At 42.2% G+C, this 25637-nt stretch carries 21 protein-coding genes and 1 tRNA gene; 9 read left to right on the forward strand and 13 right to left on the reverse strand.

The genetic code is table 11. From position 1 onward, the window contains the following. Window positions 1–156 precede the first annotated feature (156 nt). Complete coding sequence (locus M886_RS18510; protein WP_160173148.1) at window positions 157–330, reverse strand: hypothetical protein; 174 nt, start codon at window positions 328–330, stop codon at window positions 157–159. Window positions 331–954: 624 nt separating this feature from the next. On the opposite strand from M886_RS18510, the gene M886_RS00470 reads away from it, so the two are divergent. Both M886_RS00470 and gltA read left to right on the forward strand, forming a co-directional pair. After that, entirely contained in the window at window positions 955–1800 is an 846-nt protein-coding gene (locus M886_RS00470; RefSeq protein ID WP_011032614.1) for a sulfide/dihydroorotate dehydrogenase-like FAD/NAD-binding protein, read from the forward strand. 18 nt (window positions 1801–1818) lie between these two features. Further along, entirely contained in the window at window positions 1819–3228 is a 1410-nt protein-coding gene (gltA, locus tag M886_RS00475; RefSeq protein ID WP_048050464.1) for an NADPH-dependent glutamate synthase, read from the forward strand. A 115-nt stretch (window positions 3229–3343) separates the two neighbouring features. Here gltA and M886_RS00480 read toward each other — a convergent pair whose 3' ends face one another. Both M886_RS00480 and M886_RS00485 read right to left on the reverse strand, forming a co-directional pair. After that, window positions 3344–4297, reverse strand: a complete 954-nt coding sequence (locus M886_RS00480) for a hypothetical protein (protein ID WP_080503021.1) — start codon at window positions 4295–4297, stop codon at window positions 3344–3346. A gap of 713 nt (window positions 4298–5010) precedes the next feature. Next, window positions 5011–5082, reverse strand: a tRNA-Arg gene (locus M886_RS00485). A gap of 461 nt (window positions 5083–5543) precedes the next feature. On the opposite strand from M886_RS00485, the gene nikR reads away from it, so the two are divergent. Further along, the gene (gene nikR, locus M886_RS00490) at window positions 5544–5984 is read left to right on the forward strand and encodes a nickel-responsive transcriptional regulator NikR (RefSeq protein ID WP_011032617.1); all 441 of its coding nucleotides are present in this window, start codon (window positions 5544–5546) and stop codon (window positions 5982–5984) included. Between the two features lie 797 nt (window positions 5985–6781). Here nikR and M886_RS00495 read toward each other — a convergent pair. The 7 genes from M886_RS00495 to M886_RS00525 form a co-directional block, all read right to left on the reverse strand. Next, window positions 6782–7324, reverse strand: a complete 543-nt coding sequence (locus tag M886_RS00495; protein ID WP_048050465.1) for a nitroreductase family protein — start codon at window positions 7322–7324, stop codon at window positions 6782–6784. Window positions 7325–7583: 259 nt separating this feature from the next. Further along, entirely contained in the window at window positions 7584–8591 is a 1008-nt protein-coding gene (ilvC, locus tag M886_RS00500; RefSeq protein WP_011032619.1) for a ketol-acid reductoisomerase, read from the reverse strand. Window positions 8592–9009: 418 nt separating this feature from the next. Further along, window positions 9010–9495 (reverse strand): acetolactate synthase small subunit, encoded by a 486-nt coding sequence (gene ilvN / locus M886_RS00505; protein ID WP_011032620.1) that lies wholly within the window; start codon window positions 9493–9495, stop codon window positions 9010–9012. Beyond that, a complete protein-coding gene (locus tag M886_RS00510) occupies window positions 9492–11186 on the reverse strand; it encodes an acetolactate synthase large subunit (protein WP_048050466.1) in 1695 nt (564 codons plus the stop codon). Before M886_RS00510 ends, ilvN begins: the two co-directional genes overlap by 4 nt. Before the next feature lie 303 nt (window positions 11187–11489). Further along, window positions 11490–12980, reverse strand: a complete 1491-nt coding sequence (locus M886_RS00515; RefSeq protein ID WP_175413378.1) for a (R)-citramalate synthase — start codon at window positions 12978–12980, stop codon at window positions 11490–11492. Between the two features lie 598 nt (window positions 12981–13578). Then, the gene (locus M886_RS00520; RefSeq protein WP_048050467.1) at window positions 13579–14544 is read right to left on the reverse strand and encodes a lipid II:glycine glycyltransferase FemX; all 966 of its coding nucleotides are present in this window, start codon (window positions 14542–14544) and stop codon (window positions 13579–13581) included. A gap of 874 nt (window positions 14545–15418) precedes the next feature. Further along, window positions 15419–16504 carry a M42 family metallopeptidase gene (locus tag M886_RS00525; protein ID WP_048040448.1) on the reverse strand — a complete coding sequence of 362 codons (1086 nt, stop codon included), beginning with the start codon at window positions 16502–16504 and terminating at the stop codon, window positions 15419–15421. 606 nt (window positions 16505–17110) lie between these two features. Between M886_RS00525 and M886_RS00530 the strand changes: the two genes are divergently transcribed. From M886_RS00530 to M886_RS00555, 6 genes are all read left to right on the forward strand, one after another. Beyond that, window positions 17111–17464 carry a prefoldin subunit beta gene (locus tag M886_RS00530; RefSeq protein WP_011032625.1) on the forward strand — a complete coding sequence of 118 codons (354 nt, stop codon included), beginning with the start codon at window positions 17111–17113 and terminating at the stop codon, window positions 17462–17464. 122 nt (window positions 17465–17586) lie between these two features. Beyond that, window positions 17587–18591, forward strand: a complete 1005-nt coding sequence (locus M886_RS00535; protein ID WP_011032626.1) for a DHH family phosphoesterase — start codon at window positions 17587–17589, stop codon at window positions 18589–18591. A 403-nt stretch (window positions 18592–18994) separates the two neighbouring features. Beyond that, window positions 18995–20299 (forward strand): phenylacetate--CoA ligase family protein, encoded by a 1305-nt coding sequence (locus M886_RS00540; protein WP_048051604.1) that lies wholly within the window; start codon window positions 18995–18997, stop codon window positions 20297–20299. Between the two features lie 369 nt (window positions 20300–20668). Then, a complete protein-coding gene (locus M886_RS00545) occupies window positions 20669–21106 on the forward strand; it encodes an ACT domain-containing protein (RefSeq protein ID WP_048038603.1) in 438 nt (145 codons plus the stop codon). A gap of 316 nt (window positions 21107–21422) precedes the next feature. Continuing rightward, the gene (locus tag M886_RS00550; protein ID WP_011032629.1) at window positions 21423–21776 is read left to right on the forward strand and encodes a DUF2103 domain-containing protein; all 354 of its coding nucleotides are present in this window, start codon (window positions 21423–21425) and stop codon (window positions 21774–21776) included. 20 nt (window positions 21777–21796) lie between these two features. Then, complete coding sequence (locus tag M886_RS00555; protein WP_015411271.1) at window positions 21797–22774, forward strand: methanogenesis marker 12 protein; 978 nt, start codon at window positions 21797–21799, stop codon at window positions 22772–22774. A gap of 41 nt (window positions 22775–22815) precedes the next feature. Here the strand turns inward: M886_RS00555 and M886_RS00560 are convergent, their stop codons facing one another. The 3 genes from M886_RS00560 to M886_RS00570 form a co-directional block, all read right to left on the reverse strand. Further along, a complete protein-coding gene (locus M886_RS00560; protein WP_048050468.1) occupies window positions 22816–23409 on the reverse strand; it encodes a TIGR00288 family NYN domain-containing protein in 594 nt (197 codons plus the stop codon). A gap of 426 nt (window positions 23410–23835) precedes the next feature. Beyond that, window positions 23836–24267 carry a hypothetical protein gene (locus M886_RS00565; RefSeq protein ID WP_048038593.1) on the reverse strand — a complete coding sequence of 144 codons (432 nt, stop codon included), beginning with the start codon at window positions 24265–24267 and terminating at the stop codon, window positions 23836–23838. Beyond that, the gene (locus tag M886_RS00570) at window positions 24261–24929 is read right to left on the reverse strand and encodes a rhomboid family intramembrane serine protease (RefSeq protein ID WP_048050469.1); all 669 of its coding nucleotides are present in this window, start codon (window positions 24927–24929) and stop codon (window positions 24261–24263) included. Before M886_RS00570 ends, M886_RS00565 begins: the two co-directional genes overlap by 7 nt. Window positions 24930–25637 lie beyond the last annotated feature (708 nt).

Here is a 25637-nt window from a genome sequence, read left to right on the forward strand (position 1 = left end):
TAAGGAGGCGTTAAATAAGCTTTCCCCGAAGCTGATGGGATAAAAGAAAAAATATTTAGAATTTGAAAACGAGAACAAAAAGATGAAAAAAATGAAATAAAGGAAAAATCAAACTTGAAGCTTAAAAAATTAAAAAATAGAAATTAAAAAGCCTGCTTACTTACAAGTATCAAGAAGGCCTTTCTTTTTACCTCCCCTCTGTTCAGAAGGATGTATCGGTTCAACTTTAGCTTCTTCGACGTCTTTCTTTTCTTCCTTGAGAAGATCTTTTCTCTCTTCTTCTTCATATTTGTCGCAACTTATTAGAGGCTTTTTCTTATTTTCTGGCATATCTTCAACTCCCCTTATCAGCTAATTCTTAGAAAATATAATTCATACCTCAGATTTCAATATGACGTTCCAGGACCCGGCTAACCTATAAGGACTTCGAGTTTTCAGACCTCATAGGATTATATTATAACCCTTAATCTATGGGACTTCAAGATCGATCATTAGATCCCGTCGCGGCGAGCAGACAATATTTTGAATAGTATTCCTCATTTGCCTTTGAACCAGATGGTTCTATTTAAGACCCTGAACTCTTCTTTTCTTCATTCCTCCTTTCTGCTATTCCCGGATAAAACAAAATGGGAAATTTGCCCCTAATTTAATTACATTCCCCAGATTTATTAAATTTTTGTAGAAAGGATAAAAGAATCTGAAAAGATCCTGTCCATTTCCAACAGGATGCCAAAAAACAGGTTTTTATAATATAATTAAAATGCAAAACCGGTAAAATAATTAAAATTATTTGGTAGAATATATATCCCATTAACCAGTATAAGGGGAACGTCCATGAGGAAAGGCAAAGGGACAAAACTTCATTTGACAACCCCCTCATAAATCTCAGTTACATTTAAATTTACCCTATCATTTGTTCAGAAGATATGCTCTTAGTCAGGAAAATGTGATCTTATGGTATATAGAATACTGGAAAAGGAAGAAATCGCTCCATCGGTGCACAGAATGGTAATAGATGCCCCTGATGTAGCAAAGGCTGCAAAAGCCGGACAGTTTATAATCCTCAGGATTGATGAAAGGGGGGAAAGAGTTCCTCTTACAATTGCTGATTTTGAAAAAGGGACAGGAACGGTTACAGTAATTTTTCAGGAAATGGGCAAGACCACAAAGCAGCTTGCAAAACTTTCTGCAGGCGATTCCCTTGAAGATTTTGTCGGACCCCTTGGAACTCCTGCCGACATCAGAAAGCTTGGCACTGTAATTCTTGTAGGAGGAGGAGTAGGAGTTGCCCCTGTATACCCGCAGGCTAAAGCTTACGTAAATGCAGGAAATAAAGTAATTTCCATAATCGGAGCCAGGAACAAAGACCTCCTTATCCTTGAAGATGAAATGGAGAAAGCCAGTTCCGAGCTTTATATAGCAACCGATGACGGGTCAAAAGGTCACCACGGGTTTGTGACCGATATTATGAAAAGAATCCTGGACAGCGGGGAAAAGGTTGCAAGAGTGGTAATTATAGGACCCCCAATTATGATGAAAGTAGGAGCAGGGGTTGCTTCTCCTTATGATGTGGAAATCCTTGTAAGTCTGAACTCCATAATGGTGGACGGAACAGGGATGTGTGGAGGCTGCAGGGTTACTGTTGGCGGAGAAACAAAGTTTACCTGCGTCGACGGTCCTGAATTTGATGCAAGGAAGGTCGATTTCGTCCAGCTCATGAACAGGCTTGCTATGTACCGCGGCGAAGAAACAGAAGCTACGGAAAAGTATGAAGAGAAATGCAGGTGCGGACTGCACTGAACTGGAGGGGAAGAAAAAATGCAAGAATTACACGGAGAAAGGACAGGAAAAGCAAAGAAAGAGAGAACCCCAATGCCAGAGCAGCCTGCAGGGGAACGCAGGAAGAACTTCAATGAAGTTGCCCTTGGCTACACGAAAGAAGATGCCCTTGCAGAGGCTTCCAGGTGCCTTGCCTGCAAAGAACCGAAATGTGTTGAAGGCTGCCCTGTGAACGTGGATATTCCGGGATTTATTCAACTTATATGTGAGGAGAACTTTGAAGGGGCGATTGAGAGGATTAAAGCCACAAACGCTCTCCCTGCAATCTGCGGCCGCGTCTGCCCTCAGGAAAGCCAGTGCGAAGCCCACTGTGTACTGGGGAAGAAGGGCCAGCCTGTTGCAATCGGAAGGCTTGAGCGTTTCTGTGCAGATTATGAGCGCGAAAAAGGTGTGAAGTCTCCACAGGTCATGCCGCCCACAGGCAAGAGGGTGGCAGTTATAGGTTCCGGTCCTGCAGGACTTACTGCCGCAGCAGACCTGGCAAAACTCGGGCACAAAGTAACAATCTTTGAGTCCCTGCACAAAGCCGGAGGAGTCCTGAGTTACGGCATCCCTGAGTTCAGGCTGCCAAAAGAAATTGTCCGGCAGGAAATCGAGTACATTGAAAAACTCGGTGTTGAGGTCAGGCCCAACTATATCATAGGCAGGATCAAGACCCTTGACGAATTATGTGACGATTTCGATGCCGTTTTCCTTGGAACCGGGGCAGGGCTCCCGAGCTTCATGGGAATAGAGGGCGAAAACCTGAACGGCGTATATTCAGCTAATGAATTCCTGACCCGGGTAAACCTCATGAAAGCCTATGACCCCGAATACGATACCACGGTCAGGCGCGGGAAGAATGTTGTGGTTGTAGGAGGCGGAAATGTGGCAATGGACGCAGCCCGCTCTGCTCTCCGCCTGGGCGCAGACGAGGTAAGCATAGTCTACCGCCGCGGAGAGGATGAGATGCCCGCCCGCCGTGAGGAGATCGAGCACGCCAAAGAAGAGGGCATTACTTTCAGGCTCCTTACAAACCCCGTACGCATCCTTGGTGACGAGAAGTTCAACGTCACAGGTGTCGAATGCATAAGGATGGAACTTGGCGAACCCGATAAATCTGGCAGGAGAAGCCCTGTCCCTGTTGAAGGCTCGGAATTCCTTGTGCCGGCAGATGTTGTGGTTATTGCGATAGGCACCTCTCCAAACCCGATCATTTTTAAAGGCTCGGAAGGGCTTGAACAGAATAAGAGAGGAACTGTAGTTGCTGATGAGGAGACCGGAGCGACCTCCAAATGTGGAGTCTTTGCCGGCGGAGACGTGGTTACAGGGGCAGCAACCGTTATCAGCGCAATGGGCGCAGGTAAGAAGGCTGCAAAAGCAATTGATGAATATTTGAAAGAAAAGTGAAACCAGAGAAATAAAGAAAAGTAGTAATGAAATAGCAGTGAGATAAAAGAAAGATGAAACTTCTTCATTTATTATTCTTTTATCTCAGTTTCTTTGTATTGTGTTTTTAGCAGGATTAATAATAATAAGAAACATTATTGAATTCTGCATTTGCCTGATAATAACGGCCTTTTTCCATATATCTGCAGCCAGCTTCGATATGTGGCAAATCTTTTTGCGCTTGAGTCAGAATTCCGCAAATTTCGATGGCTGTCACAGAAACCTCTGAATACTCTGAATCTTTCAGTGTCTCCAGAATCTTTTGAGATTCAGAAAACTTATCAGAAGCTTTTCCAAATTCATCGGCAGCTTTACCCCATTCCTCAGCGTCACCATATTCTATTCCATTTGAAAGACACACATACCCGTCCATGTATGGATACATTCCGCTCATCATCTGTCTTAATTCGCTGTGCATAGTTTCGCTGGCTTCCAGATCGTTTCTTAACAGAATAATAGAACTCTTTTGCTCTATCGGTACTGACTTAGGATCGATCGTAAAGACTTTTTCTTTTGCCGAGATTGATGAAGCAGCAGACTCATTTAAAGCTTCATTCGCTATATTAAGTTCTTTTCTGCTCAGGTTGAATTCTTTTGAATATGCATATGCCATGGATTTATCTGAATGTTCCATAGCTGTAATCAGACTCTCCAGAGAATGAACCCTATCCAGGCCGCCTTCAGCTAGAGTTTTATATGTCTCAATGTCCTGAATTTCCTCCTCATAATCCGAAGAGGCATTATTGAGAATCTTTAAAGCTTCCTCAAAATCAGTCTCTGAGGCATTCAGATTAATTTTTGCATTAGAATAGGTGCTAGACTCTACGTCCTGCCTTACAGACATAATTCGAGTCTCAGCACTGTTGATAAGTGAAGCAGAAGTGTTGATTTCGTCTGCAGCAGAAACTTTACTCCCTAAATTTGCAGCAAAAATATTTTTTTCCACACACCCGGAGCAAAAAGTAATCAATGCAAGTCCCAGAAGAACCAGAACGGTTCTGCCAATAATTATGTTCTTTTTTATCCCCATATTTCTCAACCCCCAATGTGACTAAAGGAAATCAAACTTGTAAGGCTAAGCTTTCCACAATGAAGTAAACAATTAAAGTAACTTTAAGCTCCAATCGGGAAAACTTTTCTAAAAATAAGAGTAAATCTGGACTCCTCAGAGATTAACTTTACTAAAAATAATAATATTTGCAAATTTAAATTCAAGATATAAAATCGAAAAAAGAAAAGTGAAATAAATAAGAAAATATAGATGAATCAAAGATTTTCCAGCACTATTTTCAAAAGTATGATCAAAACAATGATCAAAAACAGAGTCCATACAAGCGGCAGAAGAAACCGAAGCAGGAAATAAAGTATTATTGCTATGAGAATTAACTGAATTAAGGAAATTCTTCTTCCCCCCATACGTATAGAGCGACGATTTAATCCGCGTGCCATCCTGTAAACCTCCAGAATTCTCTTTTGTATATGTTTACTTCACTTCTCTTTTTATATTTTTTGCCCGTAGATAAGAATGATCCTGTAATCTTAATAATCGACCTGAATTTAAGAATGTTCCTGTAATCTTAATGATCGACCTGAATTGATCTAAATAAAATGATTTATCCGGAATAGAGTAGAAAATCGGTCAGGAGGGGGGACTGAAAAAAACCGGATACAAAGCTTAAATTAAAACCGATTTTCAACGGCTCCACAGTGAACTTATAAAAAGCCTGCAGTGGAGTTAAGAAGCAGGTCTGCTGGGAATCGAACCCAGGTTCGGAGCTCCGGAGGCTCCAGTGATATCCTCTACACCACAGACCTTCATTGTTAAAGCTCAGCAGGTTAGCTGGTTCAAAAGACCGGGATCAGTTAACTGGCTGTTTATAGTGCTAAATAGCTTATAAATTTAATCCTCAATCAGGTCGCAAAGACTCCGGTTTTCCAGAAAAATTTCAAACCAGATGCCAGCATTTCAAGAGCCTTTTGCTGCAACAAAAGACTGTTTTACTTATGTTAGGACTATCAAAAAGCATCTAGCTGGGCTGCATTTTTCATTTTGCAGGGTCAGGATAAGGTTGGAAATGGGATATTATTATAGTCCAACATAATCCAGCACGACTGTAAAGTGACTCAAATATTTGGATACAGTTAGATTTTCCGTATTAACTGCAACAGAACTCTTTTATATTAATCTTTAAGTGAATTAAACATATATAGTAATACTTACAATTATCAAAGTAATATCATACCAGCAAATGTGAAATTGCCTGGCGGGTGGTACTATGGAAACAGAACTTATGAGGATAGGGGTTTCCCTTCCTGATACCCTTCTTGGTAAATTTGATGAGATTATCGAAAAAAGAGGTTATTCTTCCCGCTCGGAAGCCATAAGGGACTCCATCAGGAGTTATATTTCCTACAACGAGTGGATGGGTAACATTAAAGGCCATCATGTAGGAACGATTGTGATTATTTACGACCATACACAGCGCGGCCTTTCAAATGTCCTGACAGATATACAGCACCATTATTCTCACCTGATAAGGTCTTCAATTCATATCTATCCTGATCGTGAAGACTGTTTCGAGATAGTGGTCCTGGAAGGAGAAGGTAAAGAAATTACCGAACTTGCTGAAGCTATAATGGCGCTCAAAGGAGTGAAACTCTCAAAGCTAATAACCACAGAATCAAATGAAACGGATGAACCTTCCATCGTAATCTAAATCAACACATATAAATCAATATATAAATCAACATATATAAATTAAAATATATAAATAAGTGTGTATAAATTGACGCGTATTAATCAACACAGGGAGCCTTAAAAAAGACCTGAAAAATATATGAAATTCACCGGATAATTCGGATCCAATTTTTCATTCCTTTATGCATTGAGAAAATGCCGTTTCCAGAGAATATGGCAATTTTTTCTGTTTTTTGTTTGTCCCTGAAGCCCCGGGACATCCTCTTTAGCTCACAAACCAAACGATTGTTCTTAGGAAAAATACCCGTAGAAATTCAGCAGTATAAGATAGAGAACCACCCGCCCGGGCAGGTGAACTCAAGAATCCCGAATTAACGGCATTTTTCAGGAGAGATCCATAAAAAAATTTAGAAAAGTTTAGAAAAATAATCAATAAAGGAAAAAAGCCGGATTTTTTGTGACTCCCTTGCACCTGAAACTCCACACCTGCCTGCACCACAGGTGGGGAATTCCAGCATTGCAAGTTTGTACAATATATTTAGGAGGCGTTTCCCATTTTTACGTCTGTTCGCTAGACATATGTATGTATGAGGAAGTTATATTTAATACTTTTCTTTAAGTTCATAATATTTAATGTTATTATATTGAAAATTTGTAAGACATGATGAAAGAAAATAAACTCCCTGAAGGAAAATGCCAAAAAATCAGTATCAGGCACAATCCGTATCAGCCAGCGAAGAAACCAGAAAAAAATTGAGCAGAATAAACTTCTCCCAGGCTGGCTCAGATCCCTGATTATGCTCAAAATTCAGGAATTTATTCTTCCCATTTCTGTCCGTATTTTTCATTAAAAACAAGCTCGGAAAGGGGTTTTCTGGAAGAGGTACGTTTTCCGGGCGCAGGCTCCCCTATAGCAAGGACTGCCATAAGGTCAAGTTCTGGAGGGCAGTGCAGGATTGAGTTAACCTTTTCATTCTGTTTCAGGATCTCTCCCAGCCAGACGGCACCAAGGCCAAGGTCACAGCAGGCAAGAAGCATGTTCTGGATGGAAGCTCCTATTGCCTGGACATCCTTTGTCCTGTTGTAGGAATTTTCAGTATCCAGAAAAGCTGCTATAAGCAGGGGAGCTCCTTCAATAATACTGGAATAATGTGTGCATTCCGAAAGCTTAAGAATGGTTTCAGGGTCCATGATAACGATAAAGCGCCAGGGCTGGTTGTTCAACCCGGAAGGAGCCCAGCGGCCTGCATTAAGAATTTTATTGATTTCTTCCTTGCTGATTGGTCTGTCGTTAAATTCCCGGACACTCCGTCGGTTGAGTATGGTGTCAATGACTTTGTTTTCTCCTGATGCTGGCATGATTTCACTCCTGATTGAATTTCCAATTCCGGATTTATGAATCTTCTGTTAAAATACTGGCAGCAGGCAATTAAACTTTACCGGAAGGTTCGGGAAGACCCGGTAAAAGAATCCAGAGGACTGCCGGGTGCAGGTCAAAAAAGAAGCGGCAGAAAAAAGCAACGAGAAAAATGAACCATCAAGGAAATGTTTCATAAAAAATGAGCCTGCCAGGCCATATAACTGACCTGGCTAGAAATGAGAAAGAGCAATTTCACGTTCAGTCGTCATCAATCTTTTTGTTGAGCCAGGGGATGTTTGCACGGATCTGTTTTCCGACAACCTCAAGCTGGTGTTCCTTTTCCTGGCGTTCCATGGCTTTAAGAACAGGGTGGTTGACCATGCCTTCGAGTACGAACTCTTTTGCGAACTCTCCGTTCTGGATCCTCTCAAGTGCCTCGTACATGGCTTCACGGGAATACTCGTTGATGACCCTGGGACCAACTGTCATGCCACCGTATTCGGCAGTATTGGAAACTGAGTGCCACATTCTCTCAAGCCCGCCTTCGTAGATAAGGTCAACAATGAGTTTAACTTCGTGGCAGGTCTCAAAATAAGCCATTTCCGGCTGGTACCCTGCTTCTACAAGCACTTCAAAAGCGGTCTTGATAAGTGCAGAAAGCCCTCCGCAGAGGTCAACCTGTTCTCCGAAGAGATCGGTTTCGGTTTCTTCACGGAAAGTGGTCTCATAGACTCCCGCCCTTGTGGCGCCTATTCCCTTTGCATAAGAAAGGGCAAGGTCTCTGGCTTTTCCGGTTGCGTCCTGGTAGACTGCGATCAGGCCCGGAACCCCGATGCCTTCAGTGTAGGTCCTCCTGACAATGTGCCCGGGACCTTTGGGGGCAACCATGAAGACGTCGACATCTTTTGGAGGCACTATCTGGTTATAGTGGATGTTGAAGCCGTGAGCAAAAACAAGGGCGTCTCCGGCTTTCAGGTTGGGCTCAATCTGAGAATAGTAAACTGCTGCCTGCTTTTCGTCAGGGAGGAGGATCATGATAACATCCGCAGCTCTGGAGGCATCGTCAACAGTCATGACTTTAAGACCGTCAGACTCGGCTTTTGCCCAGCTTGAACTTCCCTGCCTGAGCCCGACAATAACATTAAGCCCGGATTCGTGGAGGTTCCTGGCATGGGCGTGCCCCTGGCTTCCGTAACCCATTACTGCGATGGTCCTGTCCTTAAGTGCATCAAAAGTGGTTTCGTCGTCATAAATTATCGTTGCCATTCTCGATTCTCCTGATTGATTTTTAACTGATTATTCTTTAATTCCTTTCCTTTAATTCCTTAATTTTAAAATTGAATTATAGAATTTAATTTTAAAATTAAATTTAGGGTTTAATTTCAGAATTAAATTTAGGGTTTAATTTCAGAATTAAATTTAGGGTTTAATTTTAGAACTTATTTTGTAATAAGATTCTCTGTATTATTTAACAGAGTTTTGAATTTACAACAATCATTTCCCAAAAATTAAACTGAGTTTTGAAAAATCACTGCCTCTGGAACCGGGCGGTCTTTTAAAATGAAAGAGAGGCCGGAAACCCGGAGCGTTTTTAAGAAGACCTTCAGAACTTGAAAAGGCTTCCGGCTGCCCCAATCTGTAAAAAATAATTGAGCAGCTACCTCTCTTTACCTGCCCTTAATATTTAAACCTTCTTTGGCCCGCGCACCATTGCAATCTTGCCTGTCCTGACCATTTCCTTGATCCCGAACTGGCGGAGTAGTTTTTCGATTGCCTGGATCTTGCCTTCATCACCTGTTACCTCAACAGTCATGGACTTCGGCGCAACATCAACTATCCTGGCCCTGAAAATGTTTGCAATCTGGATAATCTCTGCCCTTGTGTCCACATCAGCTGAGACCTTGATAAGGGCAAGTTCCCTTTCAACGGCATCATCGCTTCCGATATCCGAGACTTTGATAACATCAATGAGCTTGTTAAGCTGTTTTGTAACCTGTTCAAGCACATGGTCATCCCCGTGCACAACAATGGTTATTCTCGAGATGTCAGGGTCTTCGGTTACTCCCACTGCAAGGCTGTCGATATTGTATCCACGCCTTGAAAAGAGAGAAGCAACTCTGGAGAGCACACCCGACTTATTTTCCACAAGGACTGCAAGTGTATGTTTCATCTGTGTTCCTCCAGGTCAATGATCTCATTAATTGCAGCCCCTGCCGGAACCATTGGATAAACATTTGCCTCGCACTCGACAATAACTTCAACAACTGCCGGCCTTCCTGAATTAACAGCCTCTTCGATTGCAGGCCTGACTTCAGACGGCCTCTCTGCACGCAGTCCAAGGGCTCCATAGGCTTCGGCAAGCTTTACGAAGTCAACACTGCCTTTAATGAATGTGTAGGAATACCTCCTGTCATAGAAGAGTTCCTGCCACTGCCTGACCATGCCCAGATAGCCGTTATTCAGGATCACGGAAACAACGGGGATATCGTTCTGGACCACAGTTGCAAGCTCCTGGGAGTTCATCTGGAAAGAGCCGTCCCCTGCGATGTTGATGACGGTTTTATCCGGCCTGCCCACCTTGGCCCCCATGGCTGCCGGGAACCCGTATCCCATAGTGCCGAGTCCGCCAGAAGTGAGGAAAGTCCTGGGTTTGCTGTATTTGAAGAACTGGGCAGCCCACATCTGGTGCTGTCCGACCTCGGTAACTATAATTGCATCCCTGCAGACTTCGGAGATCTGTTCGATAACAAATTGGGGCATTATAGTATCCCTGCACTCCCTGTAGTTGAGAGGATATTCTTTCTTCCACAGGTTTACCTTTTCAATCCATTCTGCTGACCTGCAACACTGGACATATCTGATCAGGGATTTGAGAACCTGTTTTGCATCCCCGACAATGGGGATATGTACCTTTACATTCTTGGAAATCTCTGCAGGGTCAACATCAATATGAATAACCCTGGCGTTGGGGGCAAAGGATTCGAGTTTGCCGGTAACACGGTCGTCAAATCTTGCTCCCACAGCAATAATCAGGTCGGATTCCTGAATCGCATAGTTTGCGTACTTACACCCGTGCATCCCCAGCATTCCGACATACAGGGGATGTTCAGTCGGGATAGAACTTATACCCATAAGTGTGGTTGTGACGGGGGCCCTGATAGTTTCGGCAAACTCAATGAGCTCTGCACTTGCATTGGAACTTATCACTCCGCCACCTGCGTAGATTATAGGCCTGCAGGAGTTTGCAATCTCTTCAGCGGCTCGTTTAATCTGCTGAGTGTTTCCTTTATAAGTAGGCTTATAGCCCCTGAGCTCTACCCTCTCAGGATAGTGTAAGTCAATCTCTATATTCTGTACATCCTTCGGGAGATCAATTAATACCGGGCCAGGCCTTCCGGTAGACGCTATGTGGAAGGCTTCTTTTACAATCCTCGGGATTTCTTGCGGATCCTGTACGAGATAGTTGTGCTTGGTAATCGGCATGGTAATGCCTGTAATATCCGCTTCCTGGAAAGCATCGTTTCCTATAAGGGACCTCGGCACCTGGCCGGTTAATGCTACAATCGGCACAGAATCCATGTATGCAGTAGCAATGCCTGTTACCAGGTTGGTTGCTCCGGGACCTGAAGTGGATACGCAGACCCCGGTTTTTCCAGTAGCACGGGCGTACCCGTCCGCAGCATGAGCAGCTGCCTGTTCGTGGCGTACAAGTATGTGGCGAAGATCTGAATCATAGAGTTCATTGTAGAAAGGAATGATCTGCCCTCCGGGGTATCCGAAGAGAGTGTCAACTCCTTCTTTTTCGAGGCACTTTATAAGAGCCTTTGCGCCGCTGACTTTGTCTGTTGACCCGGTTGTCATTATTTATCTCCTTACTTATTTCTTGAGATTTTGTCCGGCTGGGCGCTCACATTACAGGTGAGCCTTTCCAGTCAGGGTGTGTAATAAGAAATACTATATTATTTATCTTATCTTTCACACTCACACTTTTTTGATTGCGAATTTCGCAAATATATCATAATCAATCATGTTATATATGGATGAGGGTTTCTCCGGGTTTTCAGAGTACCTGAGACCCCGATTTCAAAAATATATTCAAACAGAAAAAAAGAGAGGACAAAAAGTCCTCTGAGAAACCTTTGAAGTTCCATGCTTTTTTGTGGCTTATTCTGCCCGGACAAGGCGGTTAAGTCCGTTCATTACGGCTTCTACAGAAGCCATGATAATGTCCGTCCTGGCTCCACTTGCGGTGATTGACTTTCCTTCCTTGGAAAGCTTTACCCTTACCTCTACAAGGGCATCGGTTCCGCCGGTAACCGCGTCTACATGGTACTCTTCAAGGATGACGTCTTCAGCACAGGAACTTACAGCTCTCCGGATAGCATTGATAACCGCATCCACAGGTCCGTTTCCGATTCCGGCCTGTACGATCTCTTTGTCTTTTACATTGAGCTTTATGGAAGCTGTTGGAGTCACCCGGTTTCCGGATACTATGGTGAATTCTTCTAACTTTACCAGAGGTTCTTTGTAGATATCAAGCACGGTTTCTGCGATGATCTGCAGGTCAGCATCTGTAACATGTTTACCCTGGTCGCCCATCTGCTTGACCCTGTTGAAAATCTCTTCAGTCTGGGCATCATCAGCTTCAAGCCCCATTTCCTTTAAAGCAAGGGTAATAGAGCTTCTTCCCGCATGTTTTCCAAGTACGATCTGGCGCTGCCGTCCAATATATTCAGGGCTCATCGGCTCATAGGTTGCCTTGTCAGCCAGAAGCCCGTGCACATGAATGCCTGCTTCATGGGTGAAGGCATTTCCTCCCACAAGGGCTTTATTGGGAGAAACCGGAATTCCGGTAAGGCGGCTCACAAGCCTCGAAGTCCGGTATATCTGCTCGTGCTTGATGCCGGTGTCATATTTGTACAGCCACTCAAGGCACATTACGACTTCTTCAAGAGAGGCATTTCCTGCTCTTTCACCTAAACCGTTAATTGTTACATGAGCCTGTTTTGCTCCTGCCGCGAGCGCTGCGACCGTATTTGCAGTTGCTAAACCAAAGTCGTTGTGACAGTGAATGCTGATAGGGGCTTTCAGGGAAGAAGACAGGTCACGGAAGATTTCAGTGGTTTTTTCGGGCACCAGAAGACCTACCGTATCGCAGAAGCATAATCTGTCAGCTCCGGCGTCTATTCCGTCCGAGTAAACGGCTTTTAAGAAGCCAAGGTCTGCCCTCGAAGAATCCTCACCGCTAAGTTCCACAATCAGACCGTGTTCTTTGGCATACTCGGTTACATCGGCTGCAATCTGCCTTACTGTATCCCGGTCTTTTTTGATTTTCGTCCTGATATGCAGGTCAGAAACCGGAACGACAAGGTGGATAGAGTCAACATCGCACTCAAGAGCATGGTCAACGTCCGTTTTTACAATCCTGCAGTAGCTGCAGATTTCGGCACTGAGCCCTGCATTCGCTACAGCCCTGATTGATTCCCTTTCACCTGCGGAAGTAATTGCAGAGCCTGCCTCGATTACATTGATTTTCATCTCATCAAGGGCTCTTGCAATTAAGAGCTTTTTCTCTTTCGTCAGGGCTACGCCAGGTGTTTGTTCACCGTCTCTCAAAGTAGTATCCAGAAAACGGATGTTTTCAAATAATATAATCCCTCAGTATTGGTTTTTATTTGGATAGATTGGTTCTGCAGAACAGGAAATATAGTATTACTACTATATTATATAATTACATACTATTTTGCAAAACTCATTTTATTATACATATTACATATATTTATCTCAGGAGCGAGAATCCACTGGATTATTCCCGGGCTTACTCCCGCTTTCTCTAAGACTTCTCTCCAATAGGTAGACCATAGTATTTTTAGTTTCCAGTTAACAATATATTTATTTTAAAAGCATGCCGCCCGAAAAATGGGTCTGGAAAGACCAGATATATGATTTGAATTTCATTATTAAAAATATAGAAAAGACGCTGATCTATATTATAAGATTCATTAGAATAATAATTAGTCCAGATGAGAAATCTATTAGAAATAAGACAGCTGAGAAGCAGAAATAAGACAGCTGAGGAGCAGTATTCGTAAGATCGAAAGCGAGGACCTCAATAACTAAAAGATTGAGATGTCTGGAAAAACTCCTGATATCCAGGCAAAGGCATTCAAGAAAAGCTGATAACAGAGTAGTCCTTTGTGAAAGATCCCTGCTGTTTTCCTGGTGAGACCAGGACCAATATTTGAAAAAATGATTATTTTAGCTTTCTCAATTCATTAAAAATTGCTTTTGCGTGTTTAATCTCGTCATATCTGTACGATTTACTGTATACTCCAATCTCTTTGACCTGGCCGTTAAATCCCATTTTAAAGTGATACTGCCCATGTGTTTCATCAGGGTGAAGGCCCGCTACATCAAGATTTTTGAAGCCATTTTTCTTTCCATCCACTATGATGTGCCAGATTAAGAGCTTATAAGCGTTAAGACCGTTGTATTCGCCTCTCAATACCGAGGTGTGACCCAGATATATAGTATCTTTATAATAAAAGTTTATTAATGCTCCAACTTTTACTCCATTATATTCTGCAAAGAATAACCTCGCCATTTTTTTCGGAAAAAGGACGTCACGGAGCATTTCAAAATACGAATATGGAACCAGGGCGTATGATACTCTCTTATAACAATTTCCAGTCCTTTCAACAACTCTGTCAATTAATAGTTTCTGGAACTGATCATAGTAAAGGTCTATATCTTCCTCATAGTTCTGACTTTCGTATATAATTATTTCTTTTTTTGAAGCTTTTTTTATGTCTCTACTGAATTGCCTCTTAAACCCCTTACATATTTCATTAAGGTCCCTATCTATATTAATTATAGCAGTTTTTTTAATTCCGTTTTTGATATATCCGTTTTGAATTAGTGCCGAGTCCAGGCAATTATAATAGGGATATATCAAATGATCCATAATGCTTTTTTCATTTTTACTATACGAATCAATGAAATCAAACATCAACCTGTAAATCTCTTCACAATTGGTAAGACTGGAAGGGACACAGGGGCCTCCAAAACTGTATAATTTATGATGAGGAGAACAGCCTATTTGAAAGTTATTAGAAATAATCGGCAAATATTTGTTAATTCTGTAATCTTCAAAAATATTTCTTATAAAAAATGGAAAGATCCCTATTAATTTATTTTCTTTCTCGTCTTCAACCGCCACTGACAAAGATTTGGAGTTTAACCCCTTTTCTATAACCTCTTTCCATTCCCAGGTATGATAAAAGGTCCCATTAAAACTTTCTTTAACTACGTTATTCCACTGTCCTTTATCTTCAGCTTTTATCTCCCTGCAAATAATCTTAAGAACCTCCTACATATTTACAAATATTTTACCACATACATGGGAATCTCTTAAAATACCATATTCAATTATGCTTTTAAATTCCAGCCTTTCTTTTTTGATTTCATCAATTAAGATGACAAAAAGAAAAGATTTAACTCATTTAGTAATGAATTAACTATCATATATAAATATAATTATATATGTCACGTATTTCCCACTGATCTCCAAAATATAGTAATTTTTGCATATCTATATTAAGTTTTTGAATTAACAAAAGAAATCAAGTCTTTAATCAAAATCAATAAGAAAGGTCCAGAGACTTTGACCAAAAATCTTATCACAGGTACTATATCCTGCTACAAAACCTGGTGCTGTGTAAACAGCAAAATAACTTTAAAAATCAATTGAGCTCCGGAAATCATTAAACATATAATGTTTAAGATGAAACCGGAAATTTTAAGTATTACATTTGGTAACCGGAATCTGAACCAGAACCTTCAATTTTTTTTAATCAATTTGACGATAAAAAGTCAAAAAATAAAGAAGCTAAAGAAGAATATGAAAAGTGCACAAAATTGTAGCCCGCAAACCTGTCCTGTTAAACAGTAAATATAAAAAGAGAATTGCACAGCACCAGCCCTGTTGATACAACTCTACTGGTGCTGTTCCGATGCAGACGCCCCGGCTCTGAAGATCGCCCTTTTGAGCGAGCAAAGCCGGAGAAACTTGCCAGGCTTGAAAATCGGTAGCTTTAGAAGTATGCTTTTAAATTTTCTATTGCCGTCACAATGAGAGAAACGCAGGCGTCTATATCAGCCATATCCAGAACCTCTACAGGAGAGTGAATGTAGCGTGTGGCTATACTGACCGTACCTGTAGGGATACCTTCTTTGGTGAGGTGGATTGATGTAGCGTCTGTGGTGCCTCCAGAACCTACACCCAGCTGATAGGGGACCTCATTTTTATCGGCGGTTTCCCTGAGCCATTTGAGAATCTGCGGATGGGCTATGAGACCTCTTCCGGACGCGTCTGCTACAGTTATCACCGGTCCTTTTCCAAGTTCCAGGGCTGAATCGGTTTTGTTGATTCCCGGATGATCTCCGGGGATGGTGGTGTCAAGGGCAAGGGCAACATCCGGGCAGATGCAGAAAGTACAGGTTTTTGCTCCTTTAAGCCCTACTTCTTCCTGAACCGTGCCGACAGCATAGACATTTGCTTCAATCCCGCGTTCATGAAGCTCTTTCATAACTCTGACGAGAATTACAACTCCTGCACGGTTATCAAAAGCCTTGGAGGTAACCTTTCCGTTTGCCAGGGTCGTGAATTCCTGATCGATTGATACTGAAGTGCCTATCTCGACACCCAGATTTTCAGCGTCCTCCCTGTCCTTTGCCCCTATATCGATAAACATGTCCTCGAGTTTCACGGGCTTTTTTCTGTCCTCATCTTTCATCACATGAGGAGGTTTGGACCCTATGACTCCATAAATGGAGCCCTTTTTGCCGTGCACGATAACTCTCTGGTTCAGAAGAGTCTGGTCAAACCATCCCCCAATCCCGACAAAGCGCAGGAAACCGTTCTCATCAATATATCTGACCATCAGCCCTATTTCATCCATATGAGCAGCCAGCATTACAGAAGGACCTTTGCCCTCTTTAACAGCGATGAGGTTCCCCATAATGTCCTCCCGCATACTGTCAACATAGGGCTCAAGCTCTTTCTCAAGCAGTTTCCGGACTTCGCCTTCAAAGCCGGAAATTCCGTGAGCATTCGTGAACTTTTCGAGAAGGGATCTTATTTCTTCAAGCTTTTCGCCTTTTTCCGTATTTTTTTCCATTTAACAAATCTCCTGAATCCTGTTTAAATCTGGAATGTCAATTTGAAGAACACAGATTAATACATTATAGGTTAGTACTGTGGATAGTTTATCGGCTTTACTTGCACTGAAACGATTCGCTAACCAACTTATTTGCTAATTAATCTGTATTAATGCAGTAATATAAATGTCCAGTTATATCGGTATAATGCAGTAATTAAATGTTCGTTATATCGGTATAATACAGAGTTACAAATGTGTATAATTATAGTATTATAAATGTTCATTTATGATTATCTTTTGCCAGATGACCGTTGAGATTTACAGATTACAGATTAGGAATTACAGATTACAGATTAGGAATTACAGATTAGGAATTACAGATTAGAGAGGATACATGCGAAAGGTTCCTCTTCTGCCTCTGGGCATAATCTGAATACATTTATTTCACCAAATCTTTTTGATATTAATTAAATTGTTTAAATGTCTTTATTTAAGTTCAACTTGTTGTTTAAGTTTTTGGCAGGTGTTTTTAATCCAATTCTGTGGGGGAGGGAATTTTCGGAAGCTGCAGGACAGAAACATTAAAATCCCTTCAGGTTTATTGTGGACTCAGGTGAAAATTACATGACTTCAGAATTACCTCCTCAAATCCAGAACCAGATAGCACAGCTTCAGCAGGTACAGCAGCAGGTTCAGGCTCTGTCCATGCAAAAATCTCAGATTGAAGCTATGCAAAAAGAGTCAAAAATGGCTCTTGAGGAATTGGAAAGACTGGCTGACGATGCGGTTATTTACCGCAGTGTCGGAGAGCTGGTTATAAAAACAACTAAAGAGGAGTCCGTTTCAAAACTTAAAGACAGAGAAGAAACCCTCTCTCTCAGGCTTCAGTCTATCTCCAGGCAGGAAGAAAGACTTACTGCCCGCTTCAAACAGCTTCAGGAGCAGATCCAGCAGGCTCTTGGGCCCAGAGCACAATAATTTTAATTTTCGTCTACACATATAGAATACGGAAAAGGACTATATCTGTAATGGAGATTGTGCCGAAATCCCGCGTTTCCGGGATTTTCGAAACCCATACAAAACGGTAGCCAGAGAGGACAATGCGAGTTGATGAAGCGGAGTTTTTTAACCGGCTCCTTGACTATCGAAACATTTTATATTTGTGTCACAGGAATGCAGATCCGGATGCCGTTAGCAGTGCTTTCGCTCTTTCTGAAGCTATAGGAGGAACAGTCGGACTGGTGGATGGGTGTAACCGTGTAGCATCTGTCCTGATCGACAGGCTCGGAATCGAGGTAGTGGATAAGCCAGACCCTGCAAATTATGGTTTTGTTGTCGTGGTCGATACCTCGACAAAAGCACAGCTAAATGATATAGAGCTGACCAGTTATTGCGTAATTGACCATCATACCACTACTGCCCTCACAGAAAACGCAGAATTTTTCCTGCACAGGAATACAACTTCCACTGTAGAGATAGTCTACGATATCCTGAAAGCAATGGGAGCTCCGATTAACCGCAGGATGGGAATTGGCATGCTCACAGGAATAGTAACTGATACAGGGCATTTTAAGCATGCTTCAGCCGATACTTTCAAAACTGTGGCGAAAATTATTGAGGCAAGTGGGGTAGAGTATGGAGAAGTCCTTGACCTTATGGCTGCTACACCCCAGGACATCTCAATGCGCATAGCTATCCTGAAAGCTGCAAGCAGGGTTGAACTCGACAGAGTAGGAGATATGATCATAGCTTCTTCTCATGTGAGTTCTTTCGGAGGCTCTGCATCTTCCATGCTCATTAACATCGGGGCTGATGTGGCTTTTGTGGGCACGACGAAAGGAGAAAGTGTCAGAGTGAGCGCAAGGGCAAAACGCGACGCTGTAAATGCGGGAGTCAATCTCGGCCAGCTGATGGAAGATATTAGCAATGAATATAACGGCACCGGAGGCGGACATTCAGGAGCTGCGGGAATAGATATAATTGCCAATATGGATGAAGTACTCCATAAATGCAGGGAGATGACAAAGAAAATCCTTGAGAACTGCCTCGGAACCACGGCAAAAGAGATTTCCGAGGAAGAAATCGAAGTCAATGAGGACGAATAAATTGATAAAGCAGATAACTGGCAAATAATAACAGTGAACAAGCAATAGCAAAAGATGGTAAAATAACTTCAACTTTTTATCCTGTCTAAAAATTATTATTTTTTCTCATGCCTTTTCTGTTGTATTCTCAATTAAAGCTGAATAAGATCTTTTTTCCATTCGATAGCAACAACTATTATTTATATGAGAATCAAACTTAATCTTCCATTACCATATCTATCGGAAGTTCGTATACGCCGGGAAAAATCCCAACTTTCCGAAACGAAAAACCGGTAAGAAAAGAGAATCATATTAAGCATGACCTCAAGGGGCATGAAATGAAAAATATACATAAAAAAAGGCCGGAAGAGACGCAGCCTGAAACAAAAAGGTCTCTGAATAAAGAATAAAGAGCGTGAAAAAAATGCCAGAATACTGGGATCCTGAAATCGAGACAATGCCTGTGGACGACTTGAGAAAGTTGCAGGAAGAAAAATTGAAAAAACTTGTACATTACGTGTATGAGAACTCTCCTTTTTACAGAAAAAGGTTTGACGAACACGGGGTTCGCCCGGAAGACATCCAGACTCTCGAAGATGTCAGGAAATTACCTTTTACATATAAGCAGGATCTCAGAGATACCTACCCTACAGGGATGTTTTGCGTTCCCAATTCAAAGCTTGCCCGCTTCCATGCTTCTTCGGGTACCACAGGCAAACCAACTGTTGTAGGATACACACATAAGGATATTGACAACTGGGCAGAATCCCTTGCCCGTGCTCTCACCTCCGTAGGAGTGGGGAAAGAAGATATCCTTCAGGTAAGCTACGGGTACGGGCTTTTTACAGGAGGACTCGGCGCCCACTATGGAAGTGAAAAAGTGGGAGCAACCGTACTCCCCACAAGTTCGGGAAACACAGAAAGGCAGCTTGAACTCATGAAAGACCTCGGCACGACATCCATAGCCTGCACCCCCTCTTACTTCCTGTACATGATTGAGACCGCCAGGAAAGAAGGAATCAACATCAGGAATGATACAAAATTAAGGAAGGGATTCTTCGGAGCCGAACCCTGGTCCGAGGAGCTCAAGAGGAGAATAGAAGAGGAATCAGGGATTAAAGCCTATGATATTTACGGGACTTCGGAACTCAGCGGCCCTCTTTTTACCGAATGCGACGAACAGTGCGGCATCCATATCTGGGCAGACCTTTTCCTTGTAGAGATTCTGGACCCTGAAACCGGTGAGCCTGTTCCTGATGGAGAGACAGGGGAACTTGTAATTACCACCCTTGCAAAAGAAGCAAACCCCCTTATCCGCTACAGAATCAAAGACCTTACCAGAAAACTGTCTGATCCCTGTAAATGCGGCAGGACGCACCCGAGGATTACACGCATCAGCGGACGCTCGGATGACATGATCATCGTGCGCGGCATAAATGTATTCCCCGGCCAGATAGAATCGGTTTTGATGAATATCCCTGAAGTCGGAAACCATTTCATGATAATTGTGGACAGAATAGGTCCGCTCGACTCAATGAAGGTGCAGATAGAGATGCATGAGTCTGCCTTCAGTGATAAAATGTCGGATATGATGGCCCTTAAAGGGAAAATCGCAAGCGCTTTAAAGAGCGTGCTTAACCTTGCAGTCGAAGTAGAGCTTGTCGAACACGGCTCTCTTCCACGTTCGGAAGGGAAATCAAAGAAAGTTATAGACAAGAGAAAGATCTGAAAGCTTTACATTTGAAGATCAGAAAAGCCAGGAAATAAGAAGGCCAGGAAATTTGATTTTCCACAGAGAAAAAGGAATTGCGGAAAAATGTAAAACATTATTCCTTACAGGTATTCCTTTTTCAGTTCCTTTTTTAATACTCTTTAAAGCTCAGACCAAGTCCCAATATAGAAAAATAATACACCTGTAAGTTTAAAATACAGACAGAAACTTATATTATATTCAGAGGAAAATATTGAGAAAAGAGTGAGAGGAGAAAAGAAGGAATTAAAAAGCAGGAAAAGAAAGGAAATCAAAATTTTAATTAATTCGTTCGAAGAAAAGAATAAATTTAAAGGAATAAGGGATTAAAAGGACATGGGTGCTGGAATGGAAGATAAAGTGATAAAACAAATTTCCCTTTTTGCGGAAAACAAACCTGGAAGACTTGCAAGCGTGGCAAATAAACTGAAAAGTGCCGGCATAAACATAAGAGCGTTTACCATTGCCGAATCAGGAGATTTCGGGATCATCCGAATGGTTGTGGATAAATCGGATTATGCCCACCGTGTGCTTCACGATGCAGGGTTCACAGTTTCGGAAACCAGTGTTCTGGGAATTGAAATGGAAGACGTCCCTGGAAGTATGTCCCGGATTGCGGAAGTCTTCGGGGAAGCGAATATTAACCTTGACTATGCCTATGCTTTTGTCACCAGGGATCAGAAAGCCCTTCTTATTGTCCGGGTAAATGACACTCAGAAAGCGATAAAAACCCTGGAAGAAAATAATATAAAGCTAATTGGCATGAAAGAACTTGAAAAGATCTGATTTTATTGAATACCGGGTTTTACGAAAAAGAAATATTAAAAAGCCGAAAAATAATCCAGAGACACGGTACATTATATGATGTGCCTGAGTTTATCGGTGTACCGGACATCTGGAATTCTCTTTTTTCATAATCATGAAATATAACCTGAAAAATTTACCGGTATTTTATTCACTTTTCCACTGAGTAAATAGATATACATTATAAATATAAAAAGAACAAACAGAGAAGAACTTTTCTGAGAATAAAGAAAAGGCGGCCCATATAAAGAGATCTGGGCTGCATTTACAAAAAAGTAAAGTCAGCCGGTTTGACTAGATGATAGAGAATAAAGACAGCTTACAGGAAAACGCTCAAAATCTTTCAAAGAATAAACTTGGTGGAACCCATACTACGGTTATTGGAGGGAGAGCTGGAAAAAAACTGATAAAACTTATAAGCCAGCATCCTGAGCTTAAAAAAGTAATTCCATCCGTAATTTCCGTAAAAGGTGTTGCAGGGGGAAAACTTGCAGGAAAAGTCCTGCGAGCTGACGCCAGGGGAAACCTGAGGCTATTGCTCTCCGAAGGCAGAAGTTTCCAGGAAATCAGGCTGGTGACAACAGTTGGTACCGCTGAAGAGGGGGACAGAATAATGAATGAACTGAATGAGATACTAAAAAATGCCCTCTGAGGCTTTACAGGAGAGATCACTTGGCATTCATAGGAGTTGACCACGGAACAACCGCAATGCGTTTTGCACTTATCGAAGGTGAAAAGGTTCTGACCTTTGAACTCGGAAGGTCTGAAGCTGCTGCAATGTCAGAAAAAGAAATTCTGGAATCTATTGAAAAAGAGTTCGGAGTCAAAGTTAAAGATATAGATTTGATTGCTTTGACTTACTCGATGGGAGACGGCTTTTCCGAGATTAAAGACGTAAAAAAGATTGAAGGGCGGGGGCTTCAGAGTACGGAAGGCGCGGGAAAAAAGACCGGAGGAGGCACACGGGTCTTTGATGCTGTGAAGAATTCCGGCATTCCGGCAATAGCGATTCCCGGCCTGCACACGAGAAGTAAAGTAGACCCGAGAATGAAGGTGTTTTCCCACCTTACAAGCCCGGAAAAGCTGGGGATTGCATATCATATCCGGTGCATGGGCTACAAAGACTTTGTTGTTTCAGATATCAGCTCCAATACTGTAACTCTTGCGGTTGCCTCTGGAAAAGTTATCGGGGCAATCGATGCCTGTATTTTCGCTCCCGGAGTTCACCACGGACCTCTTGACCTTGAAGCTATCAGAAATGTTGATGACGGGCTAAGGACAGCGAACCAGGCATTTATGGAAGCAGGAGCTCTGAAGATGACTCCTTATAAAGACAGGGGAGAACTTCTCAATGCAGCCGAAAATGGAGAAGAGCCCGCACTGCTCGCACTGGATACCATATCACTTTTTGCAGCTATGGAAATAGTTTCAATGCAGCTTCTCCTGAAAGAATACGGAGTTACGGGAGCTGCCTTTCTTGCAGGCTCTGTAGGAGAAGTGGAATATGTGCAGAAAAAAATCAGCAGGCACCTTGGCCAGGAATGCCTCAGCCTTGGGAAATGGCATGCTGCAATTGGCTGTGCCGGGATAGCAAGAGATGTTTTTGCCGGAGAAAACCATATTCTCGGAATAGACGTGGATTATCCTTAAAAAATGAGAGAGTATCCTGAAGAGAAAAATCAGACCTCTAATCAGGCCTTTTCCATAGATTCTCCATACTCATCTTCGGGATATTCCTCGTGGTATTCTTCACGCTCCGAGGCATCAGGTTTCCCTTCTTCATCTTCATCATCATAACCGCTCATGTGGTTTTTGCCCATGAGAATGACGTAGTCCGCAGAGTTCTTGAGTGCCGTAGAAAATCCGGGCTCAACCCCAAAGATAATGGTTTCTTTCCCGTGTTCGTTTGCTTTGTTAAGCAGTGGTTTGAAATCCGCATCGCGGGTTACGATTGCAAGGGTGTCTATATTGGGATTATAGACCAGTTCCATGCCCTCTACTGCGAGGCGCACATCCACATCACTGGAACAGATTATGGGTTCAAGTCCATGGTTTTCAATAGCCTCGACAAGCTTGTCCGAGGCATACTGGTTCAGGAAAACGCGTCCAATCTTGATATTCCCGTAGTCCTTCAGAACGTCCCTAATCTCCTCGAGATTTACATCAAACTCTTTTCTGAGGATGTTCGGTCCGTCTACCAGAAGGCCTATTTTCCTCCTGCCGACTTCTTTCTTGGTACGGAGGTATTTGGAGATGGAATCAAGTCCGCTTTTTACAGGCTTCATTATCAATGTCCTCTATGATACTTACAGTTGTACTCAACCTGCATCTTTTTCTTTAATCTCCGCAATTAACGGAGAACTGACCTGTGAGGGCAGCATAGTTCCCCGAAGCCATTTCACGCTCACAGGAATGGGTTTTCTATTTTAACCTTCAGAGAATAACAGTTCCATATATGAGTCTACAGATACTGCTTTTCAGGGATTACCTTTATCACGGCAGTTCGGGCAACAATCTGGTTATATCTAAATATTTGCTTTTCTGTAGTAAAACATTTGCATACTTTGGCAATAAAAGGTCTTAACATTACCAGTCTGAGAGCTTTGACTGAAATTTTTATCCTATCCCGGAAAAGGTAAGTCCTGCGAGATGAGTAAACCCCTCCAGATTAAACATTTCTGGCTATAGAACACAGGATATATTTTCTAGAATTATAATTTATCGGAGAAGGGACCTTTTTTAACTTCCCTGATAATGAAAGGAGATTCCTTAAGTTCAAAGACATTGTCAGTTTTTCGTCCTTTTTTCTCCCTGCTGTACTGGATTTCCCCTAATTTCCGAAGAAAAGCTTCATAGACCTCCATAAACTGTGCAAACTCCGCATTTGTAAGTTCTATTATCCCTTCCCTTCCCGCAAGCCAGTCATAGACATAAAGAATGACAGCTTCTCGCACCCTTTTAAGCCCGTATGCTTCGGATTCATCAGGAGCTTTTTCAAAAAAAAGAGTGGCTTTCAGCTCTGGAGACCAGGCTGCAAAGACACGGGTGAAATTTAAGATCTGAACAGGAACTTTTTCCCCTGGACCAGGTCTGGGATGATAGTACCTGTCCTGAGAAAAAGCCTCTTCATCCAGCCTCACCACCTGCCGGCAAACCTCGTTCTAATGTATTTATCATGCATTCTCTTTATACGGTAACCCATGTAAAGCCCGACAAAGAGCCCGCTTAAGTGGGCAGTGTGGGCTATCATGTCCGTTGAATTTACCATCAGAAAGTCAAAAACGGCAAAAAGCAACAGGGCATGCTTCAGACGCATGGGGACAAAATAAACATACACCCTCAGATTTGGTTCAAGTACGGTTAGAGCTGCAAAAACCCCGTAAATAGCTCCGCTCGCACCTACCATAGGACCGGGATAGATGTCGAAAATGGGCCTGCTTAAGAAAGTATACCCTATAGCGGACAGAATTCCTGCCGTAAAGAAGATTCCGAGGAGCTGCTTATTCCCCACCTTTCGCTCGAGTGCAGTCCCGAAGAAATACAGGACAATCATATTGAAAAAAAGATGCCCCAATCCGGCGTGCAGGAAAATATACGTGACAAGAGTCCAGGGCCTTGTCAAAATAGAGCTGGGATTAAACTGAAAGGTGTCTATATAGAGAGATCCTATGCCAGGGACCATTTCCAGAAAGAAAGAAACTATACAGAGAAAAATAATCGCCATCGACGGGCTTGCAAAAATAGAACTTTTGATCCTGTCGCTCGTTCCGCCTCCGGGCTCATATGGTGTATCACGGCTAAACATGTTTGATTGCTCTCTATTTAATTCCAGTATAAAATTGTTGGATTAAAATTACTGATTAATGGGGCAGTATAATAAAAGCGATTTTATAATGCCCTTAAAGAAATCAGAATATTATTCAAATATAAGAATGGCGTCCAGACACAAGAATATTGTCCAGACAGGGCTGAGGAACAAATTCTGATAAGTAGGCTGATAAATAAAAGGTTCGTATCCTGAAAAAGCTGTCGTAAACAACCCCATAGTTAAATTCAGTGTAAGAAACTCATATTGAAGTGTAGAAACCCCAAACCCGGAATCGATCACTCCAAATCCTGACCAGTCCAGATTCCGGCCTGGAACCCGCAAGCAAAAGTCGACCCAGGTTCCAGTTAATCAAAATTTCTGGTCTTAATCTCCAGATCCGGAAAGATCCTGCTCAGGGTTTACGGTCATAATTTATATTATTATTTTATTTATTCTGTTTTGGTAATAGGTGTCCAGCAGTAGCATATAGATTTAGAGTGCCTATTAAATTAGAACAAATATTATTTAGATCAAAAATTAAATCGATTAATATTAAAGAGAAGGAATAATATTTAGTTATTTCCAGAGAAAAATCATGAAAACGGTTTACAGCGTTTACTGTACGAATTCGTTTAAAGACAGTACCGATATAAATATGTTTTGATATTTTTATCAGGTAGTGAAATATAGATTTGAAAAAAATAA

The sequence above is a fragment of the Methanosarcina soligelidi genome, assembly GCF_000744315.1.
GTDB classification, from domain to species: Archaea; Halobacteriota; Methanosarcinia; order Methanosarcinales; family Methanosarcinaceae; genus Methanosarcina; species Methanosarcina mazei.

Coding starts and splice junctions, on each gene's coding strand:
- M886_RS18510 (WP_160173148.1), bottom strand. CDS start 330: ATGCCAGAAAATAAGAAAAAGCCTCTAATAAGTTGCGACAAATATGAA.
- M886_RS00470 (WP_011032614.1), top strand. CDS start 955: ATGGTATATAGAATACTGGAAAAGGAAGAAATCGCTCCATCGGTGCAC.
- gltA (WP_048050464.1), top strand. CDS start 1,819: ATGCAAGAATTACACGGAGAAAGGACAGGAAAAGCAAAGAAAGAGAGA.
- M886_RS00480 (WP_080503021.1), bottom strand. CDS start 4,297: ATGGGGATAAAAAAGAACATAATTATTGGCAGAACCGTTCTGGTTCTT.
- nikR (WP_011032617.1), top strand. CDS start 5,544: ATGGAAACAGAACTTATGAGGATAGGGGTTTCCCTTCCTGATACCCTT.
- M886_RS00495 (WP_048050465.1), bottom strand. CDS start 7,324: ATGCCAGCATCAGGAGAAAACAAAGTCATTGACACCATACTCAACCGA.
- ilvC (WP_011032619.1), bottom strand. CDS start 8,591: ATGGCAACGATAATTTATGACGACGAAACCACTTTTGATGCACTTAAG.
- ilvN (WP_011032620.1), bottom strand. CDS start 9,495: ATGAAACATACACTTGCAGTCCTTGTGGAAAATAAGTCGGGTGTGCTC.
- M886_RS00510 (WP_048050466.1), bottom strand. CDS start 11,186: ATGACAACCGGGTCAACAGACAAAGTCAGCGGCGCAAAGGCTCTTATA.
- M886_RS00525 (WP_048040448.1), bottom strand. CDS start 16,504: ATGGAAAAAAATACGGAAAAAGGCGAAAAGCTTGAAGAAATAAGATCC.
- M886_RS00530 (WP_011032625.1), top strand. CDS start 17,111: ATGACTTCAGAATTACCTCCTCAAATCCAGAACCAGATAGCACAGCTT.
- M886_RS00535 (WP_011032626.1), top strand. CDS start 17,587: ATGCGAGTTGATGAAGCGGAGTTTTTTAACCGGCTCCTTGACTATCGA.
- M886_RS00540 (WP_048051604.1), top strand. CDS start 18,995: ATGCCAGAATACTGGGATCCTGAAATCGAGACAATGCCTGTGGACGAC.
- M886_RS00545 (WP_048038603.1), top strand. CDS start 20,669: ATGGAAGATAAAGTGATAAAACAAATTTCCCTTTTTGCGGAAAACAAA.
- M886_RS00550 (WP_011032629.1), top strand. CDS start 21,423: ATGATAGAGAATAAAGACAGCTTACAGGAAAACGCTCAAAATCTTTCA.
- M886_RS00560 (WP_048050468.1), bottom strand. CDS start 23,409: ATGAAGCCTGTAAAAAGCGGACTTGATTCCATCTCCAAATACCTCCGT.
- M886_RS00570 (WP_048050469.1), bottom strand. CDS start 24,929: ATGTTTAGCCGTGATACACCATATGAGCCCGGAGGCGGAACGAGCGAC.